Genomic DNA, 16,492 nt, shown 5'->3' with positions numbered 1-16,492 from the left:
CGCCACTGCTACGCGTCGCACCAATACAGATTAGTAGCTTGCTAAGAAAATGCTGCCTTCTTACTGGTATTTCGCTGATCAGATGACAATACGCAGACATTGCCCCGCGTGATACAGCGAGAACCCGGCCTCGTATAAGCAACTGCGCAGGCCCACCCCGGCCAGCGGCTGCATCGGAGCAAATGGAATCGGCAAGGCCTGGGGATTGCGGTGACACAGGTAGTCGGCGAAAGCTTTGCCCACCACGCTACCGGTGGTCACGCCGCGTCCGTTGTAGCCGGTGACTGCCACTAAACCGGGCGCTGGTTCAAAAAGACGCATCAGATGGTCCGGGGTAAAGGCGATGCAACCGGTCCAGGTGCATTCCCAGTCCACCGATTTAAGATAGGGAAAATAATGTTGCTGCACCCGATCGGCCCAGGCCTTGAGGAACCAGGCCGGTTTCTGGTTGCCATTGCCCAAGCTGCCCAGCAACAACCGGCCATCGGCGTCGCGGCGGATGCTGCTGAGTACCTGGCGGGTGTCCCAGGAGCCCTGCCCACCCGGCAGGATTTGATGTGCGGCGTCCTCGGTCAGCGGTGCTGACGCCACCTGATAGTAATAACCGGGGAAGAAATTGCGCCGCAGTTCGGTCCACTCGCCTTCGGTGTAGGCATTGGAGGCGATCACCACTTGCTCGGCCTGCACCGCGCCCTGAGCAGTTTGTACAGACCAGCGCTGGCCCTGGCGCTCCAATTGGGTGACCGGCGAATGGTCAAACAGTTGGCCACCGAGGCCGACGGCGGCGTTGGCCAAACCACTGGTGTAGGCCATCGGATTCAAGGTGCCGGCCCGCCGATCCAGCAAGGCGGCAGCGATCTTTTTGGTGCCGGTGGCCTGCTCGCACGCGCCACCCGTCAACAGTTCCACTGGCGCGCCACGACGCTTCCACTGCTCTTCACGGCTGCGCAAATCCGCCTCGCCACGGGCGTTATGCGCCATGTGCAAGGTGCCCTCGCGGCGTAACTGACAATCGATGTTGTATTTGTCGATCAGGCTGAACACCAGGGACGGTGCCGCACCGAGCATGCGGTTGAGCTGACTGCCCACCGCCTCGCCAAAACCGGCCTCGATCTCGTCCGGGGGAATCCACATCCCGGCGTTGACCAGCCCGACGTTGCGCCCAGAGCCACCATGACCGGTGCGATGGGCTTCCAGCACGCAGACGCTTTTACCTTGTTCCAATAAATGAATGGCTGCCGACAAACCGGTGATACCGGCGCCGATCACGCAGACATCCACCTTTACTTCACCCTTGAGCGCCGCGCGATCCGGCCGGCCAGGGGTCAGTTGTTCCCACAAACACGCTTCGCGTAATGGCATTGCCAGACTCCGGGAGGATTTCACCACCGTTCGTTCCCACGCTCTGCGCGGGAACGATCAACAGCTGTACGCGATCAGTCGAAAGTGATGCCTTGGGCCAACGGCAGCTCGAGCGAATAGTTCACGGTATTGGTCTGCCGACGCATATACCCACGCCATGCATCGGAACCCGACTCACGACCACCACCGGTTTCCTTCTCGCCGCCAAACGCACCGCCAATTTCCGCGCCGCTCGGGCCGATGTTGACGTTGGCAATCCCACAGTCGCTGCCCAGCGCAGACATGAACTGCTCGGCTTCGCGCACGTCGGTAGTGAAGATGCACGAGGACAGGCCTTGAGGCACGGCGTTGTTCAGGCGCAGTGCTTCGGCAAAATCGGTGTAACCGACCACATACAGAATCGGCGCGAAGGTTTCAGTGCAGACCACATCGCTCTGCTCCGGCATTTCCACAATCGCCGGCGACACGTAGTAAGCGTTGGGGAATTTGTCTTCCAGTTGGCGCTTGCCGCCAAACACCCGGCCGCCTTCGCTCAAGGCCTGCTCCAGGGCGTCCTGCATGTTTTCAAAACTGTGTTTGTCGATCAGCGGGCCGACGAGATTGCCTTCCAGCGGATGACCGATGCGCACCTTGGAATAGGCAGCCTTGAGGCGCGTGACGATCTCTTCTTTCACCGATTCATGGGCAATCAACCGGCGCAGGCTGGTACAGCGCTGGCCGGCGGTGCCGACGGCGCTGAACAGAATGGCGCGCACGGCCATGTCCAGATCGGCGCTGGGGCCAAGGATCATAGCGTTGTTGCCGCCCAGCTCCAGGATGCTGCGGGCAAAACGTGCGGCGACTTTCGGCGCCACTTCGCGGCCCATGCGAGTGCTGCCAGTGGCGCTGATCAGGGCTACACGAGGGTCGTCCACCAGCGCGGCGCCGGCATCGCGACCGCCGATGATCACCTGGCTCAGGTATTGCGGAGCGTCAGTGAAGTTTTTCAGGACGCGCTCGAACAGCGCCTGGCACGCCAGCGCAGTCAGCGGAGTCTTTTCCGAAGGTTTCCAGATCACCGCATTGCCGCACACCAGCGCCAACGTGGTATTCCACGCCCACACTGCCACCGGGAAGTTGAAGGCACTGATCACCCCCACCACGCCCAGCGGGTGCCAGGTTTCACGCATGTGGTGGCCTGGGCGCTCGGAGGCGATGGTCAAGCCATACAGCTGACGGGATAGGCCGACGGCGAAGTCGCAGATGTCGATCATTTCCTGCACTTCACCCAGGCCTTCCTGGGTGATCTTGCCAGCTTCCCAGGACACCAACTCGCCCAGGTCAGCCTTATATTCGCGCAGCACTTCGCCGAGCTGGCGCACCAGCTCGCCACGGCGCGGCGCCGGCACCTTACGCCAGGCTTCAAATGCATGCTCGGCGCGACTGACCTGCTGCTCCACCTCGGCGGCGCCTTCCCAGTGCACACTGGCAATTCGGCTGCCATCAATAGGCGAATGCACGGGTTGTTTACCCGACTGGTACAGCGCCGGGTTTACCCCGAGACGATCAAGCAATGCGGCAACCATGGGTCACTCCTTCAATCCACAAACAGAAATATGCGCCGCCAACTGACACGGCGATCCAGACCTTATTTGTAGCTGGCCCAAGACTTGCCAACAAACGACCATTAGGCGAGATATCATTCCGTTTATTCATGCTGAACGTGTCACGACAAGAAAAAAGAGGCCAACCGTGCTGAATAAAAGACATTTGCCCTCGATCACCGCCCTGCAGTGCTTCGAGGCCGTCACCCGCCACCTGAGCTTCACCCGCGCCGCCGAAGAGCTGAACCTGACCCAAAGCGCCGTCAGCAAGCAAGTCGCTCAGTTGGAAGAACTGCTGCAGCACCTGCTGTTTCTCCGGGTGCGCAGGCGTTTGCAGATGACCCCTGCGGGGGATCTGTACCTAGTGGAAGTACGAAAAATCCTCACCCAGGTGGAGATGTCGACCCATTACCTTCGTTCCTACGGCGGCGAGACCGAAGTATTGCGGGTGTCTACGCCCTACACCTTCGGCGCGCGCTGGCTGGTGCCAAGGCTTAAGGGCTGGCGCTTGCGTCACCCGCAGATCCACCTGGACCTGTGCAACGAACAGGAGCCCGACGACTTGCTACAAGGCCGCGCCGACCTCGCCTTTTACTTCGGCCAGGGTTCACGGCCCGGTACCGAAAGCCTGAAGTTATTCAGCGAAGAGCTTGTTCCGGTGTGTGCACCGGGCAGCCTGCCGGCTCAACCGTTTACCGATCCCACGCAACTGAGCGAACTGGTCCTGCTACAAAACGCCTCGCGTCCCCAGGGCTGGCACGATTGGTTCGCCAGCCAGGGCTACCAGACCGAACACAGCTACCACGGCCCGCGTTTCGATACCTTTTATATGTGCATCCGCGCCGCACAAGTGGGCTGTGGCGTGGCACTGTTGCCACGGTTCCTAGTGGAAGAGGAATTGGCCGACGGCAAGTTGATCATCCCCTGGCAACACGCGATGCCGAGCCAGGATGCTTATTACCTGGCCTACCCCGAGCATTCGGCGCAAGTGCCCAAAGTGCGCGATTTTGTGAAGTGGATGATGGAACAGGTTGACGCAACCTGAAAAAACGCTAGCAAATCAACCTGCGTCTATGCGCCACTAGCGTCATTCCTTAATTGTGCGTAACGGTCGGCGCCCATTGCCGACCCGTCTGGAGATTCCCGTTATGAGCGAGAGTGTATTTGCCGATCGCATCGTGCAGAACCTGCTCGACACCGACTTCTACAAGCTGACCATGATGCAGGCGGTGCTGCACAACTACCCCAACGTGGAAGTTGAATGGGAATTTCGCTGCCGCAACAGTGAAGACCTGCGCCCGTATCTGGCGGAGATTCGTTATCAGATCGAGCGTCTGGCCGAGCTGAGCCTGAGCCCCGATCAACTGGGATTCCTGGAACGCATCAGCTTTATGAAGCCGGATTTCCTGCGCTTCCTTGGCCTGTTTCGCTTCAACCTGCGCTACGTGCAGACCGGTATCGAAAACGGCGAGTTGTTTATCCGCCTGCGCGGGCCGTGGCTGCATGTGATTCTGTTTGAAGTGCCGATGCTGGCCATCGTCAGCGAGGTGCGTAACCGCTATCGCTATCAGACCGTGATCCTCGAACAAGCGCGCGAGCAGTTGTACCGCAAGTTCGACTGGCTGACCGCCAATGCCAGCAGTGACGAATTGTCCGAGTTGCAGGTCGCCGATTTTGGCACTCGTCGGCGCTTTTCCTACCGGGTCCAGGAAGAAGTGGTCAACGTGCTCAAGCACGATTTCCCCGGACGTTTTGTCGGTACCAGCAACGTACATTTGGCCCGTGAGCTGGACATGAAACCCCTGGGCACCATGGCCCACGAGTGGATTATGGCGCACCAGCAACTGGGCCCACGGCTGATCGACAGCCAGATTGCCGCCCTCGATTGCTGGGTGCGCGAGTACCGTGGCCTGCTGGGTATCGCCCTGACCGACTGCATCACCACCGATGCCTTCCTTGGCGACTTCGATCTGTATTTCGCCAAGCTGTTCGACGGTTTGCGCCATGACTCCGGCGACCCGATAATCTGGGCGGAAAAAGCCATCGCCCACTACCACAAGCTGGGCATCGAGCCGATGAGCAAGACCCTGGTGTTCTCCGACAGCCTCACGCTGCCCAAGGCCCTGGAGATTTTTCGGGCGTTGCGGGGGCGTATCAATGTCAGCTTTGGCATCGGCACCAACCTGACCTGCGACATACCAGGTGTGGACCCGATGAGCATCGTGCTTAAAATGACCGCCTGCAATGGCCAGCCCGTGGCGAAGATCTCCGATGAAGCGGGCAAAACCCATTGCACCGACCCGAACTTCGTCGCCTATTTGCGCCACGTTTTCAAAGTACCTGCCCTATCCAGCAAGGAGTGAATCATGCAAGCCGTACAGCGCGAGATTGCTGAACAGCTCAAGGTCCAAGCGCCGTTCAAAGACCAGGCCGCCCTGGAGGCGGAGGTCGCACGACGGATCACCTTTATCCAGCAATGCCTGCTTAACTCGGGGCTCAAGACATTGGTGCTGGGCATCAGCGGCGGCGTCGACTCCCTGACCGCAGGCCTGCTAGCCCAACGGGCGATGGAAGAATTGCGCGCACGCAATGGCGATGAAGCCTATCGTTTTATCGCCGTGCGCCTGCCTTATGAAACCCAATTCGACGAACACGACGCCCAGGCTTCGGTGGACTTTATTGCCCCGGACGAGCGCCACACGGTGAACATCGGCCCAGCGGTCAAATCCCTGGCCAATGAAGTGGCAGCCTTCGAAGGCAAGCATGCGGTCTCCCGGGATTTCGTGCTGGGCAACACCAAGGCCCGCATGCGCATGGTGGCGCAGTACACCATCGCTGGCGCGGCCGGTGGCCTGGTGATCGGCACCGACCATGCGGCGGAAGCGGTGATGGGCTTTTTCACCAAGTTCGGTGACGGCGCTTGCGACTTGGCGCCGTTGAGCGGGCTAGTGAAGAACCAGGTACGGGAAATTGCCCGGCACTTCAATGCGCCGGAATCGCTGGTGGAGAAAATCCCGACCGCCGACCTGGAAGACCTTTCCCCCGGCAAGCCGGACGAAGCTTCCCACGGCGTGACCTATGCCGAGATCGATGCGTTTTTGCACGGTGAACCGGTGCGCGAAGAGGCGTTCCGGATCATCTGCGAGACCTATCGCAAGACCGAACACAAGCGGGTGATGCCGCTTGCGCCATAAGCGCTGAGCGCGATTGTGTGGCGAGCGGCTCGTCACACGTATCCAACCACAAAAAAAGCGCCTGTGAGGGCGCTTTTTTTATGCCTGCTGTCCTGATTACTTCAGGGTAACAGTGCCTTTCATCATCGAGATGTGGCCTGGGAACGAGCAGAAGAACGCGTAGTCGGTGCCAGCAGCCAGCTTCGACACGTCAAAAGTCACCGAATCTTTCTCGCCAGCACCGATGATTTTGGTGTGGGCGATGATGCGGGTGTCGCCTTCTTTCAGGTAGTTCTTGCCGATGCCAGCGGCCATGCCTTCAGTCGCCACCGGCTGCATGTCTGCCGCAGTGGTCAGCACCCAGTTATGGCCCATGACGTTCTTCGGCAAGCTACCGGAGTGAGTCAGCTCAACGGTAAACGTCTTGCAGCTTTTGTCGATTTCAATGGCCTTGGTGTTAAAGGTCATCTGGTCAGTGGAGTCAACGGTGACCTTGCACTCTGCAGCAAGCAACTGGCCGCTAGCCAGCGTCAGCAGGGAAACAGCAACGAGTTTGGCAAACATGTGGATCTCCAAGGCAGGGTTAAAAAATGCATATAGCGACAAGATTGCCTGATACAGGCAGAAGTTCCTATGATCTGAATCAATAGATTGTATACAACTTTAGGCTATTGGCCTGATCGACACAATCAACCAGCCAAAGGGCTAGCACCGGCCTATGCTCGGTTCGTCATCACCTTTGGAGTACCAGCCATGCACCTTAATAGCCTGTTTCGCGGCCTGCTTGCCGCTTATGCCTGTGGCGCCAGCGGCACCTATGAAAAGAGCGAGCGCGAGGTTTAATCCTTTAAGGCACACCGGCCAACCTTTACTCTTTAGCCATTACTGAGCATGGAGTCAGGTATGTCCTTGAAGTCTGTATGTGTATTTTGCGGTGCCAGCAGCGGTACTAACCCAGTCTACCGTGAAGCGGCCATTGCCCTCGGGCGCGAGTTGGCCAGGCGAAAGCTGACCCTGGTATACGGCGGCGGCGCCGTCGGCCTGATGGGGATTGTGGCCGATGCGGCCCTGCAAGCCGGTGGCGAAGTGGTCGGAATCATTCCCGAAAGCCTGCAAGTCCTGGAAATCGGCCACAAAGGCCTGACTCGCCTGGAAGTAGTCGACGGCATGCACGCTCGCAAGGCGCGCATGGCCGAGCTGAGCGATGCCTTTATCGCCCTGCCCGGCGGCCTCGGCACCCTGGAAGAGCTGTTCGAAGTCTGGACCTGGGGCCAGCTCGGTTACCACGGTAAGCCGCTGGGTTTACTGGAAGTGAACGGTTTCTACAGCAAATTGACCGGTTTTCTCGATCATATCGTCGGCGAAGGCTTCGTCCGCGCGCCCCATCGTGCCATGCTGCAAACCAGCGAATCGCCGGCTGAGCTGCTTGACGTACTGGATGCCTGGCAACCGCTGGTCCTGCCCAAATGGGTGGACCAAAAACCCGATTAACCCTTGGGACGCGATTAAAGGCAGAATACGCGCCGCTCAACCTCACCTTCGACCCCCAGAGGATCGCCCATGGCAAAACCTAATTACTCCTTCGCCAAACGTCAGAGAGACTTGGCCAAAGAGCAGAAGAAAGAGGAAAAGCTGCAACGCAAGAAAGTTGCAGCCGACGAAGAAGCTGGCGTACTGAACCCGGATACAGAAGGTGAAGTGGCCACTGACGAGACCGAAACACCGAAAGATCAGGCGCCTGACGCCTAAGGCCTCTCACTGTGGCCGCTGCCAAGGCAGCGGCCACAGGCCTTATTCCAGCGGCATCACCGTCACCCGCACCTCCGGGTCATGACTCCCCCCTCCCAGAATCACCCCCCGCAACGGCGAAACATCGGAGAAATCCCGGCCCAAGGCCAGGGTGATGTGCTCCAGTGCCGGCTGCACATTATTCGTTGGATCAAAATCCACCCAGCCCAGCACCGGGCAAAATACCGAGACCCAGGCATGGGACGCATCGGCGCCAATCAGCCGTGGGTGGCCGGGCGGTGGCTGGGTCAGCAGGTAGCCGCTGATATAGCGCGCCGCCAGGCCTCGGGAGCGCAGGCACGCCAGCATCAAGTGGGCAAAGTCCTGGCACACGCCGCGCCGACGCTCCAGCACTTCCACCAGCGGCGTGGCGACTTGGGTTGCTTCGGCATCGAAGGTGAATTCGCTGAAAATCTTTTCCATCAGCGCCTGGGTGCCCAGCAACAACGGACGGCCCAGTGGAAAACAGCTTTCGGAAAACTCGACGAAGCTTTTCTTCAGATGCACATAGGGCGATTCGAAACGATAGCGGCACGCCTCGATCACCTCGGGGGACAACGGCTGGCTGCTGTAGGTCAAGCTGCTGCGGGTTTGGTCCCAGGCCGGCGACTGGCTGAAATCCAGCACAGGCCGCGCGAAGACCTCCACCGTGAGCCCGGCGTTGACCAGCAACTCATCATGGGGCCGCTCGAACGCCAGGCGGGTGATCGGGTTGCCAAACACGTCCAGCTCATCCCGGCGCGAGGTCGGCTCTGGGCTGATGAGCAATTGCTGCGCCGTACACTGCTGCCAGGCGCAGGGGCGTGGCCACAAGTGCGCCAACTGCTGGGCCAGGGACACCGGGCTGTCGTAGTGGTAATGGGTATCGTGGAAAATCTGGTAACGGGCACTCATTACACGGACACCGTTTGCTGGCTGACATCATCAACATGGGCAAAATGGCGCAACGCCAGGCGATCGGAGACTTGCCCGCTTTCATCGGCGACGGCCTGTAACAGGTCCGCCAGGCCATCGAGGGCGGCGCGCACGCTGGATTCGCCAAACAGCGGATTTTCCAGGCAGCCCAGGTCAAAACGCGACAGTCGCTCCACCAACGGCGCCAGCCCGGTCTCCCGCGGCATACCGAAATCATCATTCAGACGACGCAGGGTGCGGCTCACCAGTTTGAGCTGGAACAGCACCGCATGGGGGTTTTGCTCATCCAGCAGCAACAGGTCCAGCACCGGGATCAATTGCGGCACCGCCAGGTAGCGGGAACGGTAAGTGATGCTGCTATTGCCCAGTTCCAGCAACCATTCAAGCCCCGCCTGATCGAACACCGCCACGCCCCGCAGAAATGCCGTCAGGCTGCTGCTGAGAAACTGCAGACGCTCGATGCGCCGGCCCATCATCAAGAAGCGCCAGCCTTCGTCCCGGGTCATGTCGTCCAGGGCAAAGCCCGACAGCGCCGCCAGGGACATCACCAGGCGGTTGAGGAAGTCCAGCAGTTCGCCGAAATCTGGCTCTTGCGCCTCCAGTTCCACGGCTTCGCGCTGCAACTCCACCAAGGCCTGCCAGTTTTCACGGGACAGTTTGCCGCGCACCTGGGACGCCGCCCACTGCAAGCGCTGCAAATTAGCCCGCAGGCTCGACGGCCAGTCATCGCCAAGCAAAGCCGCCAGCAGCCGCTCAGGCAACTCTCCCTCTTGCGGCAATAGTCGCAGCGTCTCTCCCAGCTCCACCGCCGCTTGCAGCGCTTGCGGGTCGTCTCCGTCGACATAACGTGCGAGGACGATCCGCAGCCAGCGGGCGCTGTCATCACAGCGTTCACAATAACGGCCGAACCAGAACAGGTTTTCCACCACCCGCGACGGCAGGTATGGATCACGTCGAATCAAGTCATGGGCGCCAATAGAACGCTGCGCACGCCATTGCTCGCCACCGGGGGCACGTTCGCCGAGCACCCAGGTGTCCTTGCTCGCCCCGCCGCGCTGCATCGACACCACTTCAGCATCGGCTTCGGCGGCCACGCGGGTCAGGCCACCGGGCAGCACCCGGTAACCGTCGGCGCTGGCGACGGCGTAGACGCGCATGCCGATGGCGCGATGTTGTAGATGTTCGTCGACGGTATGCCAGATCGGCGCCTGGGACAGTTGCGCCAGCTCTTGGGCAACGTAGGCATAAGGCCGCGCCCGCATGCGTTCGGCCAGGGCCTGGCGTTGTTCGTCGTTCAGGTCACGGCCAAACACCGGGGCGAAGCTTTGCGATGGAAACGCCGGTTTGATCACCAGCTCCGGCAGTTTCTCCAGGGCTTCGACCAGTACCGGCGCTTCGCCGCACCACCAAGTGGCGATGGACGGCAGGATCAACTCTTCGCCAAACAGAAACTGATTGATCTTCGGCAGAAAACCCAGCAACCCGGGAGACTCCAGCACGCCGCTGCCCAGGGCGTTGGCCACCAGCACATTGCCTTGGCGCACCGCGTCCAGCAGCCCCGGCACGCCGAGGGCCGAGTCGGTGCGCAGCTCCAGCGGGTCACAGAAATCATCGTCCAGACGGCGCATGACGGCATGGACCCGGCGCAAGCCGCTGAGGGTTTTCAGGTAGACCGTGGCGTCGCGCACCGTCAGGTCGCCGCCTTCTACCAGCGGGTAGCCGAGTTGGCGGGCGAGGTACAGGTGTTCGAAATAGCTTTCGTTGAAACGGCCCGGGGTCAGCAGCACGATCAGCGGTGGCTGGTCGTCGCTCGGCGCCTGGCGGGCCAGTGTTTCCTGCAGGGTGCGGAAGAAACCAGTGAGGTGCTGCACCTGCAAGTCGCGGTACATATCCGGAAAAGCACGGGACACGATGGTGCGGTTTTCCAGGGCATAACCGGCGCCGGACGGTGCCTGGGTACGGTCGGCGGTGACCCACCAGCGGCCATCGGGGGTGCGCGCCAGATCCACAGCATACAGGTGCAGAAACGCACCCTCGGGCGGCTGTATGCCCTGGCACGGCCACAGGAAGTTGTTATGGCCGAACACCAGTTCCGCCGGTAACAAGCCCTCGGCGATCAGCCGTTGCGGGCCGTAGAGGTCCGCCAATACCGCATTGAGCAACCGCGCACGTTGGGCGATGCCGGCCGACAGGTGCTTCCACTCATCCGCTGCCAGCACGTGGGGTAACAGGTCCAGTTCCCATGGCCGATCGGCGCCCTTGGGGTCGGCGTAGACGTTGTAGGTCACGCCGTTTTCCTGGATCTGCCGGGTCAGCAAGGCTTGGCGCTGGGCCAGTTGCGCCGGGGTGCTGCGTTGCAGATGGTCAAGCAGGCGCTGCCAATGGCCGCGGACCGCGCCGCTGTCGTCCAGCAGTTCGTGATAAGTGCCCGCGGTCAGCGGGTAACGGTCGAGCAAGTCGGGCATGGAACGCTCGGCAGAGGCAAGGGAAGCCAGAGTATGAGAGCCGGGCTTGCCCGCGATGCAGGCACCTCGGGGCATCAGGTGTACCGAGGTGATGCTATCGCAGGCAAGCCCACATTATAGATTTGTTGCTTTCGGGATTATGTACATTCAATCCTCTATTTTTGTCGAAAAGCGGCGCAAATCCAGGGTCATCGGCAATTCGTCGTTAATCACCACGGCCGGCACGGGCAACGTTCCAGGGCTGTGACCCAGGTGGAAAAACCGCGCCATGCGCCGGCTCTCGGCTTCGTTGGCATTGACTGGCAGGCTGTCGTAATTGCGCCCACCCGGATGGGCGACATGGTACTGACAACCGCCCAATGAGCGCTGCATCCACGTATCCAAAAGATCGAATACCAGCGGCGCATGCACCGGGATGGTCGGCTGCAAACAGTTGGCCGGCTGCCAGGCGCGATAACGCACACCGGCGACGAACTCACCGACCCGCCCGGTAGGTTGCAGCGGTACTGGAATGCCGTTGCAGGTCAGCAGATACCGTTGCGGCGGCAGGCCGCTCAACTTGACCTGCAAACGCTCCAGGGACGAATCGACATAGCGCACCGCGCCGCCCACCGCGCCCTCTTCTCCCAGCACATGCCAGGGCTCCAGGGCTTGGCGCAGTTCCAGTTCGATGCCGCTGACGGCGTAATCGCCAACCTTGGGGAAGCGGAACTCCAGGTGCGCAGCAAACCACTCTGCACGCAGAGGATAACCGGCAGCGTTCAGCTCGACGATGACATCGGCAAAGTCCTGCTCGATAAAGTGCGGCAGCAAGAAGCGGTCGTGCAATTGCGTCCCCCAGCGCACCAGCTTGGGCGGTGCATAGGGCTCACGCCAGAACCGCGCTACCAGCGCCCGCAACAACAGTTGCTGGGTCAGGCTCATGCGCGCATGGGGCGGCATCTCGAAGGCCCGCAATTCCAACAGGCCAAGGCGGCCGGTAGCGCCGTCCGGCGAGTAAAGCTTGTCGATACAGAATTCGGCGCGATGGGTATTGCCGGTGACGTCTATCAGCAGGTTGCGCAGTAGTCGGTCCACCAGCCAGGGCGGGCACTCCTCTCCGGGCGCCGGCATTTGCGCGAAGGCGATTTCCAACTCGTACAGCGCGTCGTTGCGAGCTTCATCGACCCGTGGCGCCTGGGACGTCGGGCCGATGAACAAGCCGGAAAACAAGTAGGATAACGACGGGTGGTTATGCCAGTAGCTGATCAAGCTGCGCAGCAGATCGGGCCGACGCAGGAACGGCGAATCCTTGGGCGTAGCGCCGCCGAGGACAAAGTGGTTACCGCCACCGGTGCCGGTGTGACGGCCGTCGATCATGAATTTCTCGGTGGTCAGGCGGGTTTGCCGCGCTTCTTCGTAGAGAAATTCGGTGCGTTCCACCAACTCGTCCCACGTGGCGGACGGTTGCACGTTAACTTCGATCACGCCTGGGTCCGGCGTGACCCGGAAGTTGCTCAGGCGGACGTCACTCGGTGGCTCGTAGCCTTCGAGCAGCACCGGGCAATGCAGCTCTTGGGCGGTGGCTTCGATAGCGGCCACCAGCTCCAGGTAGTCCTCGACCCGCTCCAGGGGCGGCATAAACAGGTACAGCCTGCCTTCTCGCGCTTGCGCGCAGAGGGCGGTGCGGGTGAGCCAGTCGGCGGATTCGTCGATCCTCGGAATACGATCGTCGCTCAGGGCCGGTTCGCCGTGGCTTTGCAGCTGCGCCGTCGTCGGAAGATCAGGCAAATCCTGATTGGGGTCGGTGGGATGCACGAACGGATACTCCGCCGCCGTCACCCAAGGCTGCGAGGCCAATGGCAGGCGATAGCCCAGGGGCGAATCACCCGGCACCAAGCGGCAATGGTTATCCCGCAGGTACCAGCGCCCGCTCTGCCAGCAGTCATTGGCCGCCGTGCGCGCCAGCGGCAGCACCTGGCCAATGACTTTATCCAGGCCCTGGCTGAAGACCTTGCGCAGGCGGTCACGCTCAAGGTCGTCGCCCAGGCGTGGGTCTTGCGCGGTGACGTTCTGAGGCAAGGCGCCTTCGCGCCACAGGTAATAGAAATTGTCCTCGTAGGCCGGGAACACAAAGTGCGCAGGCAACTTCAAGCGCTCGGCAACGCTGGCGAGAAAACGCCCGGCCATCACGCCATCAGCGCCGTAGTCTTGTTGTTCATCGGCAATCAGCGCGCTGTTGTGCCAGATCGGCACGCCATCCCGACGCCAGTAGCAATTGAGCGACCAGCGCGGCAATTGCTCGCCGGGGTACCACTTGCCTTGGCCGAAGTGCACCAGGCCCTTGGGCGCGTAATGCTTGCGCATGCGCTGGAACAGTTCGGCAGAGAGCCGGCGCTTGTCCGGGCCCAGGGCTGCGGTGTTCCATTCGGCGCCGTCGGGGTCGTCGATGGAGACGAAGGTCGGCTCGCCACCCATGGTCAGGCGCACGTCGTCCTTGAGCAGATCACCATCGATCTGCCGGCCCAAGGTCTGGATCGCCAGCCATTGTTCTTCGGTGTAGGGCTTGGTCACCCGTGGGGCTTCCCAAATACGCTCCACCGACATCTCATGGGTGAATTCGCACTCGCAAGGTTCCACCAGGCCACTGATGGGCGCCGCTGAAGACGGATCGGGACTACAGGCCAATGGGATATGGCCTTCACCGGCGAATAGGCCGGAAGTGGCATCGAGACCGATCCAGCCGGCACCCGGCAAATACACTTCACACCAGGCGTGCAGGTCGGTGAAGTCCACTTCCGTACCGGATGGGCCGTCGAGGGCTTTGACGTCGGCGGTCAATTGAATCAGGTAACCGGAAACAAACCGTGCTGCCAAACCAAGATTACGCAGCAGTTGCACCAACAGCCAGGCCGAATCGCGGCACGAGCCGCAAGCGTTTTCCAGGGTGAATTCCGGGGTTTGCACCCCCGGTTCCATACGGATCAGGTAGCCGATGTCGGCGGCCAGGCGCTGGTTGAGGCCCACCAGAAAATCCACGGCAGGCAGTGGCGTGCGGTCGATGCCTGCCAGGTACGCGGCGAGCTTCGGCGTCAGCGGCAAGGTTTCCAGGTACGGCGCCAGCTCGCGTTGCTCATCGGCGGCATAGCTGAACGGGATTTTTTCGGCGTAGGGCTCAAGGAAAAAGTCGAACGGATTAAACACCGCCATCTCGGCAACCAGGTCGACTTCAATGCGCAACTCGTCAGTCTTTTCCGGGAACACCAGTCGCGCCAGGTAATTGCCCTGGGGGTCTTGCTGCCAATTGATGAAGTGTTGCTGCGGCAGCACTTTCAGCGCGTAGGACAAAATCCGCGTGCGGCTATGGGCCGCCGGACGCAAACGCACAATCTGTGGGCCGAGTTCGACCACGCGGTCGTAGCGGTAATGCGTAACGTGGTGCAACGCGACATGAATCGACACGGCGGCCTCCTGCGAGCCAGGGCATGAAACAAAGCGCGCAAGACTTATGCCAGTGCGGTGGGCATTGCGCTTTATCGTGGGACCCGGTGCAGTACAGCACCAAAACGGCGCGATGGCTGCCGTCGTGGTGCGAGGGTTGCACATATTTGTGGCAGGAGTGTGAGGACGGGTGATGAATCTACTCAATTTCGCGAGGGAGTGAGAGGGCTATCGGGCCTTGCTCCTAGCCTTTAAAGCCTGCCGAATGTGACGGATTTCCACGAGCTTAATACGCATCTGTCGCTGTACGCCGCTGTTGAGTGCCAATAAACCAAAAAGTGGAAAAGCCAGCGCTAGGCCGTAAAAAAATTTATGAGGGCTGTACTGAACCATCGGAAGAACAAACAGAAAACAAGCGAGGTAAATACCAACCATCACCCACACCCAACACGGTCGCCCCCGCAAAATCATGAAGTTGCTATGGACCGTTAAAAGGACCAGAAACGCCCCGAAAAGCACAATCGAAACGCCCAAGCCTCCGGCGAGTGGTTTGTCACGAAAATAGGTCACAAAGGAAAGCGCTGTAGCGAAAGCCAAGGAAAAATAGGCGGCAAATACACCACCGATAAAAGTAAGAAAGTAATGCCTGAAGAAATCACGAAGTGTCATCAGCTCGCTCATTCGCCTATCTCCTCATACAGCCCCACCGCAATAGTTTTTACGTTTCCCGTATAAGCGCTCCCAACAAGCCCCGTCGTTGCGCCTAAGGAATCTTTAATTTGGGTCTTGGTGCTGTGGTTAAGTTGAGTAGGGGTAAAACGCTTGGGCAGCTCGCCCGACAATTGCTTGAGCTTGAGCATCTTCGATGTCAGGCGAGGGTCATTGATACTCAGCAGCTCTTTTGTGAGCTTCGCTCTTTCTTGGCGATTCAACCCACGAAGCACTTCGCGCAAGCTCTTGCCAGTGGTCGCCTTCGCGACATTGACGAGTTTTATCGTCGTCAGGGCGGATGCTCCTACTCCAGCTAATGATGTTGCGTCTAAAACAGTTGAAGCATTCTGATACCACGCCTCGCTGTCCAACCAATCATTTACCTCTGGCTTGGTGACTTCGAGCGCTGTTCGAGTAATGCCATTGAAACACTGAAGTGAGCTTGCACCGGCAGCCGCGTATCCAACCACAACAATGATGGAACTGGCACCTGCACTGAAAGGAACCAAAATTGTCCCGCTGGCAATCGCAGCCCAGCTAATGACAGCGCCTAAACAAGAAATTCCGGCATTCACCGCCTCGCCAATCAGACGGGATTCACGTGGGTTACTCACCACATGCTCAGCAAACTGAGTTGGCGCAATGTACTTCTGCGCCTCCCGAAGAATCACGCGCTTGGGCGTAATACTACAAAGGGGTTTGAATTCACGCAGGGTCACTATGTTGAAGTCAGCATCGATATACACCACACCGGCACCAACAATGCCTGGGTCGGCGTCAATGGCGGCAAACAAGCGCGGCAAGTTGATCTGGCCTTCAATTCGTTGGCGGGCCATGAACTGGGAGCGGTTGGAGTCCATGCCGATGTTGAGCAGGGGGTTGCTCATGTGTTCTCTTCCTTGAATGACGTGAATCGACTGTAGGAGCGAGCTTGCTCGCGAAAGTCGTCAACGATAACGCTGGTAATCTGGTTTAACGTGGTGTCGGTGAGTTTTTCGCGAGCAAGCTCGCTCCTACAAAGGGCTGTTTGACGGCGCCACCTTAACAAACGGTCCACCCACCGCCTAGAAAGCAA

13 protein-coding genes are annotated in these 16,492 nt (G+C 60.0%); 5 read left to right on the top strand and 8 right to left on the bottom strand.

Annotation, left to right across the window (positions count from 1 at the left end):
- Positions 1–78: 78 nt before the first annotated feature.
- The gene (gene amaA / locus ACZRJ6_RS19405; RefSeq protein WP_463969126.1) at positions 79–1,362 is read right to left on the bottom strand and encodes an L-pipecolate oxidase; all 1,284 of its coding nucleotides are present in this window, start codon (positions 1,360–1,362) and stop codon (positions 79–81) included.
- 74 nt (positions 1,363–1,436) lie between these two features.
- A complete protein-coding gene (amaB, locus tag ACZRJ6_RS19400; RefSeq protein ID WP_463969125.1) occupies positions 1,437–2,927 on the bottom strand; it encodes an L-piperidine-6-carboxylate dehydrogenase in 1,491 nt (496 codons plus the stop codon).
- Between the two features lie 166 nt (positions 2,928–3,093).
- On the opposite strand from amaB, the gene ACZRJ6_RS19395 reads away from it, so the two are divergent.
- The 3 genes from ACZRJ6_RS19395 (at position 3,094) to nadE (ending at position 6,139) form a co-directional block, all read left to right on the top strand.
- On the top strand, positions 3,094–3,990 hold the full coding sequence (locus ACZRJ6_RS19395) for a LysR family transcriptional regulator (RefSeq protein WP_149411139.1): 897 nt from the start codon (positions 3,094–3,096) through the stop codon (positions 3,988–3,990).
- Between the two features lie 103 nt (positions 3,991–4,093).
- Positions 4,094–5,308, top strand: a complete 1,215-nt coding sequence (pncB, locus tag ACZRJ6_RS19390) for a nicotinate phosphoribosyltransferase (RefSeq protein ID WP_133101446.1) — start codon at positions 4,094–4,096, stop codon at positions 5,306–5,308.
- 3 nt (positions 5,309–5,311) lie between these two features.
- Positions 5,312–6,139: an ammonia-dependent NAD(+) synthetase gene (nadE, locus tag ACZRJ6_RS19385; protein WP_463969124.1), complete on the top strand. Its 828-nt coding sequence runs from the start codon at positions 5,312–5,314 to the stop codon at positions 6,137–6,139.
- 96 nt (positions 6,140–6,235) lie between these two features.
- On the opposite strand, the gene azu is transcribed toward nadE, so the two are convergent.
- Complete coding sequence (gene azu / locus ACZRJ6_RS19380) at positions 6,236–6,682, bottom strand: azurin (RefSeq protein WP_463969123.1); 447 nt, start codon at positions 6,680–6,682, stop codon at positions 6,236–6,238.
- A 339-nt stretch (positions 6,683–7,021) separates the two neighbouring features.
- On the opposite strand from azu, the gene ACZRJ6_RS19375 reads away from it, so the two are divergent.
- Positions 7,022–7,609 carry an LOG family protein gene (locus tag ACZRJ6_RS19375; RefSeq protein ID WP_463969122.1) on the top strand — a complete coding sequence of 196 codons (588 nt, stop codon included), beginning with the start codon at positions 7,022–7,024 and terminating at the stop codon, positions 7,607–7,609.
- Between the two features lie 69 nt (positions 7,610–7,678).
- Positions 7,679–7,867, top strand: coding sequence for a hypothetical protein (locus tag ACZRJ6_RS19370; protein ID WP_463969121.1), 189 nt, complete (start codon positions 7,679–7,681; stop codon positions 7,865–7,867).
- A gap of 42 nt (positions 7,868–7,909) precedes the next feature.
- On the opposite strand, the gene ACZRJ6_RS19365 is transcribed toward ACZRJ6_RS19370, so the two are convergent.
- The 5 genes from ACZRJ6_RS19365 to ACZRJ6_RS19345 form a co-directional block, all read right to left on the bottom strand.
- The gene (locus ACZRJ6_RS19365; RefSeq protein WP_463969120.1) at positions 7,910–8,800 is read right to left on the bottom strand and encodes a transglutaminase family protein; all 891 of its coding nucleotides are present in this window, start codon (positions 8,798–8,800) and stop codon (positions 7,910–7,912) included.
- Entirely contained in the window at positions 8,800–11,286 is a 2,487-nt protein-coding gene (locus ACZRJ6_RS19360; RefSeq protein WP_463969119.1) for a circularly permuted type 2 ATP-grasp protein, read from the bottom strand. Before ACZRJ6_RS19360 ends, ACZRJ6_RS19365 begins: the two co-directional genes overlap by 1 nt.
- Before the next feature lie 147 nt (positions 11,287–11,433).
- Entirely contained in the window at positions 11,434–14,727 is a 3,294-nt protein-coding gene (locus tag ACZRJ6_RS19355) for a transglutaminase family protein (protein ID WP_463969118.1), read from the bottom strand.
- Positions 14,728–14,934: 207 nt separating this feature from the next.
- Entirely contained in the window at positions 14,935–15,387 is a 453-nt protein-coding gene (locus tag ACZRJ6_RS19350) for a hypothetical protein (protein WP_463969117.1), read from the bottom strand.
- Positions 15,384–16,304, bottom strand: coding sequence for an NAD synthetase (locus tag ACZRJ6_RS19345; protein ID WP_463969116.1), 921 nt, complete (start codon positions 16,302–16,304; stop codon positions 15,384–15,386). Before ACZRJ6_RS19345 ends, ACZRJ6_RS19350 begins: the two co-directional genes overlap by 4 nt.
- Positions 16,305–16,492 lie beyond the last annotated feature (188 nt).

Source organism: Pseudomonas sp. C321 (genome assembly GCF_055407105.1).
This window is presented reverse-complemented; position numbering and strand designations above follow the sequence as displayed.

Excerpts from the sequence above, each read along its gene's own strand:
- amaA (WP_463969126.1), bottom strand. The coding sequence starts at position 1,362 with ATGCCATTACGCGAAGCGTGTTTGTGGGAACAACTGACCCCTGGCCGG.
- amaB (WP_463969125.1), bottom strand. The coding sequence starts at position 2,927 with ATGGTTGCCGCATTGCTTGATCGTCTCGGGGTAAACCCGGCGCTGTAC.
- pncB (WP_133101446.1), top strand. The coding sequence starts at position 4,094 with ATGAGCGAGAGTGTATTTGCCGATCGCATCGTGCAGAACCTGCTCGAC.
- nadE (WP_463969124.1), top strand. The coding sequence starts at position 5,312 with ATGCAAGCCGTACAGCGCGAGATTGCTGAACAGCTCAAGGTCCAAGCG.
- azu (WP_463969123.1), bottom strand. The coding sequence starts at position 6,682 with ATGTTTGCCAAACTCGTTGCTGTTTCCCTGCTGACGCTGGCTAGCGGC.
- ACZRJ6_RS19375 (WP_463969122.1), top strand. The coding sequence starts at position 7,022 with ATGTCCTTGAAGTCTGTATGTGTATTTTGCGGTGCCAGCAGCGGTACT.
- ACZRJ6_RS19370 (WP_463969121.1), top strand. The coding sequence starts at position 7,679 with ATGGCAAAACCTAATTACTCCTTCGCCAAACGTCAGAGAGACTTGGCC.
- ACZRJ6_RS19365 (WP_463969120.1), bottom strand. The coding sequence starts at position 8,800 with ATGAGTGCCCGTTACCAGATTTTCCACGATACCCATTACCACTACGAC.
- ACZRJ6_RS19360 (WP_463969119.1), bottom strand. The coding sequence starts at position 11,286 with ATGCCCGACTTGCTCGACCGTTACCCGCTGACCGCGGGCACTTATCAC.
- ACZRJ6_RS19350 (WP_463969117.1), bottom strand. The coding sequence starts at position 15,387 with ATGAGCGAGCTGATGACACTTCGTGATTTCTTCAGGCATTACTTTCTT.
- ACZRJ6_RS19345 (WP_463969116.1), bottom strand. The coding sequence starts at position 16,304 with ATGAGCAACCCCCTGCTCAACATCGGCATGGACTCCAACCGCTCCCAG.